Below are 5,949 nucleotides of genomic sequence, written 5' to 3' on the forward strand. Positions count from 1 at the left end.
ACGGCCCTTAAGGAAAGAGGGAAGGCCGTCTGAAAGATGTTTGAAGAATGGGCGGATTATCCGCTGTTTTTGTGTTTCGGTCAATTTTGTGTCGGGTTTGCGCTTTGTTTTTTATACGGAAAATGTCTTATATGATGAAAGGTGAAAAGGGGCTGCAATACGTTGGAAATGTAAAAAAGCAGGGTTGGGTGGATTAATTTAACAAAAAACCGTTCAAGCAATGTATTTTCTTGTAAAATATCAAGCTTCATTTTTAAAAAATATTCGGATTAGTTACCGATTTTGACCGACGGAAGGGTTATGGATTTTCGTTTTGACATTATTTATGAATACCGCTGGATGTTTTTTTACGGCGTATTAGCGACGCTGGGAATTACAGTGGTTGCAACGATTGGCGGTTCGATTTTAGGTTTGCTGTTGGCATTGGCTCGTTTGGTTAATCCGGAAAAAGCCGGTGCGCCGATACGTGCATTGGCTTGGGTTTTGCGTAAGATTTCTTTTGTGTATGTTGCATTGTTCCGCGGTACGCCATTGCTTGCTCAAGTTATTATTTGGGCTTTTGTTATTTTCCCATTTTTTGTACATCCTACCGATGGTGCATTAATCAGCGGAGAATCTGCAATTAATTTTCGTCGCTCTTATGGCCCATTGATCGCAGGTGTAATGGCTTTGATTGCCAACTCAGGTGCATATGTTTGTGAGATTTTCCGTGCCGGTATCCAGTCGATTGATAAAGGCCAAATGGAAGCCGCACGTTCTTTGGGTCTGACCTATACCCAGGCGATGCGTTATGTGATTTTACCTCAGGCTCTTCGCCGTATGTTGCCGCCACTTGCAGGTGAATTTATCACACTTTTGAAAGATAGTTCTTTGCTGTCTGTTATTGCAGTTCCTGAACTTATGTCTGTTCAAAAAGCAATCACAGGTCAGTATTCGATATTCCAAGAGCCACTTTATACGGTTGCATTGATTTATCTTGTATTGACGAGTGTATTAGGATGGGTATTCTTACGTTTGGAACGTCGCTATAACGTAAAACTTCATTAATTAGGAAGACAAAAAAGGAAGACTTTTTCAAGTCTTCCTTTTTTTATTTGCCGTCAATGTTTCAGACGGCCTTGAATCAGAATGCTTCGCCGACTTTGACACCGCCTGCGATGTCTTTTGGAGTTGCCAGTTTGGCAGTTGCTTGTTGGGCGGCTTGGAATGCTTCGGTTGCCATGATGTCGGCAGCTTCTTGTACGGTCAATGTGTTAGCCATGTATTGCCAACGTGCTGCCAAGTCAGCGTTTGCCGGTGCGTGGAAACCGTCTCGTAATTCATCTACCAAGTCAGGGCGGTTGCACACCAGTACAATATCGCAGCCTGCTTCAAAAGAAAGGCGGGCGCGTTCTTTAATACCGCCGACACCACATGCACCTTCCATGGTCAGGTCGTCTGAAAAGATAACGCCGTTAAATCCGATTTCTTGGCGCAGGATTTGTTTCAGCCATTTTTCGGAGAAGCCGGCAGGTTGACTGTCGATTTGCGGGTATACGACGTGGGCAGGCATGACTGCGGCCATGCCTGCTTGGCTCAATGCTCGGAATGGGATAAGGTCGGCGGCTTCGAGCCCTTCGCGGCTGCGTTCGTCGCAAGGCAGGACGTGATGGCTGTCGCCTTCGACAAAGCCGTGGCCGGGGAAGTGTTTGCCGCAAGATTTCATGCCGCCTTTGTTCAGGCCTTTTTGCAGGGCAAGGGCAAGCTGGGTCACGATGTTGGCGTCGCGGTGGAAACTGCGGTTGCCGATGACGGCGCATTGCCCCCAGTCTAAATCCAATACAGGCGTAAAGGATAGGTCGATACCGCAGGCGGAGAGTTCGGTTGCCAAAACCCAGCCGACTTGTTCTGCTTGGGCGCAGGCGGCTTCTTTGCCTTCGTTGTCCCAAATTTCGCCCAATACGTTCATGGCCGGCAGGCGGGTGAAGCCGTCAATAAAACGTTGAACCCGTCCGCCTTCGTGGTCAACGGCGATGATGAGTTCAGGTGTACGGACGGCTTTGATTTCTTGAACCAAAGCTTTGAGTTGGGAGACGTTTTCAAAGTTGCGGCGGAACAAAATAACGCCACCGACGGCAGGGTCGAGCAGGCGTTGTTTTTCTTCTTCGGTCAGATGATAGGCAGCGACGTCGGCCATGACTGGGCCGCGTGGAAGATGGGGCGTATTCATTGTTTTGTCCTGAATAATGTATATATGGGTAATTGCAATATTCAGACGGCCTGAGCGTGTCGGAATATCTCAGGCCGTCTGAATATTGGTTTTGAATTAGGCAGTTGCTTTTTTCTTGTCTTTTAAGATGAAAATCAACACAACCATTACGATGCCGGTTACCACAAAACCTAAAGGCGCAGAGCCGGTCATGCCTAAAATCAGGTAGCCGATAGCGGCAGAGGCGGCAACGGTTAGTGCGTAAGGGAATTGCGAGGTAACGTGGTCGATGTGGTTACAGTGTGCGCCGGTAGAAGAGAGGATGGTGGTGTCGGAAATCGGCGAGCAGTGGTCGCCAAATACGGCACCGGCCATGACGGCGGACATGCAAGGGATAATCAGCGAAGGTTCGACTTTGACGGCCATGGCGGCGGCAATCGGCAACATGATGCCGAATGTGCCCCAACTTGTGCCGGTAGCGAAGGCCATCACGCCTGCGAGCAGAAACAAAATCACGGGTAGGAAGCCTGCGTGGATATTGCCTGCCACCAAAGTGGAGAGGTATTCGCCGGTGTGCATCTCGCTGACAACGGTGCTGATGATCCATGCCAAAATCAAGATGGTAATGGCACCGCGCATAGAGATGATGCCCTGCCAAATGGCTTTAGGGTAATCGTTGGTTTTGATGGTGCCGATGGTGCAGAGGATGACGGCCAATACACCGCAAGTACCGCCGAATACGAGGGAAGTGTTCACGTCGGTATTTTCAAACGCGCTGAGCAAAGAGAAGGTTTCAGAAGCTTGTGCGCCAGTGTAAATCATAGCGGAAACAGTGGCGATGATCAGTACTAAAACCGGCACAATCAGCGCGAATACGCGGCCGTTAGGATGGCCTGTTTCAATGGTTTCATCATGAGTTTCGTTCAAAGCGGCGCGTTCCAAACGAGCCATAGAGCCGATGTCGAAGGAGAACCAAGCAACGACAAACACCATAATTAATGCGAAGACGGCGTAGTAATTCATCAGGCTCATGGCCACGAATGCGCCCATTGGTGTGTAGTCTGTGATGTTGTAAGTCACCAAAAGGCCTGCCAAAGTAGCAATAATCGACGCCCCCCAGCTGGATACAGGCATCAAAACGCACATCGGCGCGGCAGTGGAGTCAAGGATATAAGCCAGTTTGGCGCGGGAAACTTTGAATTTGTCGGTTACAGGGCGGGCAATCGCACCGACGGCAAGGCTGTGGAAATAGTCGTCAATAAAGGTAACGAATACCAGACAGGCGGTCAGCAGCTTCGCCCCGCGACGGCCTTTGATGTGCTGTTTTGCCCAATCGGCAAATGCTTGGTTGCTGCCGGAATGCGTCAGCAGGGAAGTGAAAATCCCCAAAAGCACCAAGAAGAGTAGGATTTTGGGTTTGCCCAAGGACCAATCGCCGTCCGCCCAAGTCAGGCTGACTGCCATGTCTTTTAAGTGAACCAAGGCATCAAGTGGATTACTGCCTACCAGCAAGAATGAGCCTACGATAATGCCGACACCTAAGGACAGCAATACACGGCGCGTTGCAATGGCCAAGGCGAGCGCGATGGCTGCCGGGACGATAGATAAAATAGAATTCGAATAATTAATAAGTTGCATAATTATATTGTGTATAAGCGGTGAAATATTTTCAGAAGGCCTAAATTGGAAGACGGATAACAAAATACCCACTGCCTCTGACATATGGGTATTTTATCATCTAACACATCATCATGCCGTCTGAAAAATCGGACTACTGCAGATTTAGCGCGAGGAACAAAGTATTGCCGTCGCGTTGTACCAAAAGCGGTACGTTTTTGCCTGAGCTTTCCAATGCGCTACGGAAAGTGGATTCGTCATTGACGCTGATTTGGCTGACGGCAATGATTTCGTCGCCGCGTTTGAGGCCGGCACGTTCGGCCGCGCCGCTAACGCGCAGAACGATTAAGCGTTGTTTACCGTCTGCGTTTTCAACCTGCAGGGTAACGCCTGTATTTTCAACGGTGAATCCGTCATGGCCGCTTTCGTGTTGCGGGTGTTCGGCTTCTTTTGCAGAAGTTTCCGTTTGTTCGGCTGCGCTGCCAAGTTTGACTTTGACATCGGTTTGTTTGCCGCTGCGCCAAATGCTCAAAGTTACTTCTTTGCCCGGCATAATCGAGCCGACCATAACTGGCAAATCGCTGGAAGCGCGGACTTCTTCGCCGTTAACTTTGCGTACGATGTCGCCAACCTGCAAGCCTGCTTGTTGTGCCGCGCTGTTTGGCATGATTTTTGCAATCAGTGCGCCACTTGCTTTGTCCAAACCGAAAGATTTGGCCAAATCATAAGAAACTTCTTGAATAACCACGCCTAATTGGCCGCGTTGGACTTTGCCGTTGGCTTTTAATTGATCGGCCACATTCATGGCAACATCAATCGGAATAGCAAACGAAATACCCATGAAACCGCCGCTGCGGCTGTAAATTTGCGAGTTGATGCCGACTACTTGGCCGCGGAGGTTGAATAACGGGCCGCCTGAGTTGCCGGGGTTGATGGCAACGTCGGTTTGGATGAACGGCGTGTAGTTTTCATTTGGCAGGCTGCGGCCTTTGGCGGAGACGATGCCGGAGGTTACACTGTTGTCAAAGCCGAAAGGCGCGCCGATGGCGGCTACCCATTCGCCCGGTTTCAAATCTTTCGGATTGCCGATTTTGACAACCGGCAAGTCTTCTTGTGGCTCGATTTTTAAGAGGGCAACGTCGGATTGGGCGTCTGAGCCGACCAGTTTGGCCGTGTATTCGCGTTTGTCGTTGAGCAGGACTTTGATATTGCCCATGCCGGCAACCACGTGGGTATTGGTCAGGATATAGCCGTCTTTGCTGATGATGAAGCCGGAACCGAAATTCAAAGCGTCGCTTTCGGTATCTTCTTGCGGCATGTCGGGCATATTGGGAACAAGGCGCTTGAAGAACTCGTAAAACGGATCGTTGTCGGGGAATTGGCTCAGATCCATGCTATGGTCGTCATCCGGTGTCGCAGAGCGTTTTGCCGGTGTCGCTTGAATATTGACGACGGCCTGTCCTTCGTTTTGTACCAGTTGGGCGAAGTCGGGCAGCAACATACCGACTTTTCCGTCATCGGTATTGGTTTCTATGCGTTGAACGAGTTCTTTGTTTTCGTCTTTGCCGAAAAAGGTGCTGACTTTGTCGCAACCTGAAAGAAGGGAAGCTGAGAGAACAGCAAGGGCCAGATATGTGTTTGTTTTAATATTCACGAAAGTTCCTTTTGCCGGCGCCTATCGTATTGTCGGCATGCGTTTGAATCGGCAGGCAGTTTTATTGTTTGAATGCTGTTTAAATGTATAAGGTAGGATTTTTACACTTTAATGGTTTTTTTTCAAGCATTTCATTTTAAATGAAAAAATGATAATTGGGATTTTATTGTTTTAAGGCCGTCTGAAAGCTTTGGAATATGACCTGTCCGTCGGTTCGCTTCTTTCAGACGGCCTTTAAATTGTCGTCAGTCGTGTTGATCCAAATGGTAGATCTGCGCTACGGCATCGATTAATTCGCTGTTGTCCGAGCCCGCTTTATTGAGCGTGCGTGTCGGAGAGTGGAGCAGTTTGTTGGTCAACTGGATGGAGAGGCGTTCGAGGACATCCTCGGCGGATACGCCTTTTGCCAGTTGCTTCATGGCATTTTCCAATACTTGGCGGCGTGCACGTTCACCTTCGTCGCGCAAGGCGCGGATAAGCGGAACGCTTT

4 protein-coding genes and 1 pseudogene are annotated in these 5,949 nt (G+C 49.3%); 1 reads left to right on the forward strand and 4 read right to left on the reverse strand.

Annotated elements, in window-relative coordinates; all coding sequences use genetic code 11:
- Window positions 1-300 precede the first annotated feature (300 nt).
- On the forward strand, window positions 301-1,047 hold the full coding sequence (locus ACTHUE_RS09610) for an amino acid ABC transporter permease (protein ID WP_070459299.1): 747 nt from the start codon (window positions 301-303) through the stop codon (window positions 1,045-1,047).
- 76 nt (window positions 1,048-1,123) lie between these two features.
- On the opposite strand, the gene nagZ is transcribed toward ACTHUE_RS09610, so the two are convergent.
- The 4 genes and pseudogenes from nagZ to ACTHUE_RS09630 all read right to left on the reverse strand — a co-directional run.
- Window positions 1,124-2,209 carry a beta-N-acetylhexosaminidase gene (gene nagZ / locus ACTHUE_RS09615; protein WP_070459301.1) on the reverse strand — a complete coding sequence of 362 codons (1,086 nt, stop codon included), beginning with the start codon at window positions 2,207-2,209 and terminating at the stop codon, window positions 1,124-1,126.
- Window positions 2,210-2,305: 96 nt separating this feature from the next.
- The gene (locus ACTHUE_RS09620) at window positions 2,306-3,826 is read right to left on the reverse strand and encodes a Na+/H+ antiporter NhaC family protein (protein WP_070459304.1); all 1,521 of its coding nucleotides are present in this window, start codon (window positions 3,824-3,826) and stop codon (window positions 2,306-2,308) included.
- A gap of 133 nt (window positions 3,827-3,959) precedes the next feature.
- Window positions 3,960-5,459: a DegQ family serine endoprotease gene (locus ACTHUE_RS09625; RefSeq protein ID WP_070459307.1), complete on the reverse strand. Its 1,500-nt coding sequence runs from the start codon at window positions 5,457-5,459 to the stop codon at window positions 3,960-3,962.
- 245 nt (window positions 5,460-5,704) lie between these two features.
- Window positions 5,705-5,949 (reverse strand): annotated as a pseudogene (locus ACTHUE_RS09630) (glutamyl-tRNA reductase); the annotation flags it as partial.

The organism is Neisseria sp. P0021.S005 (genome assembly GCF_051956955.1).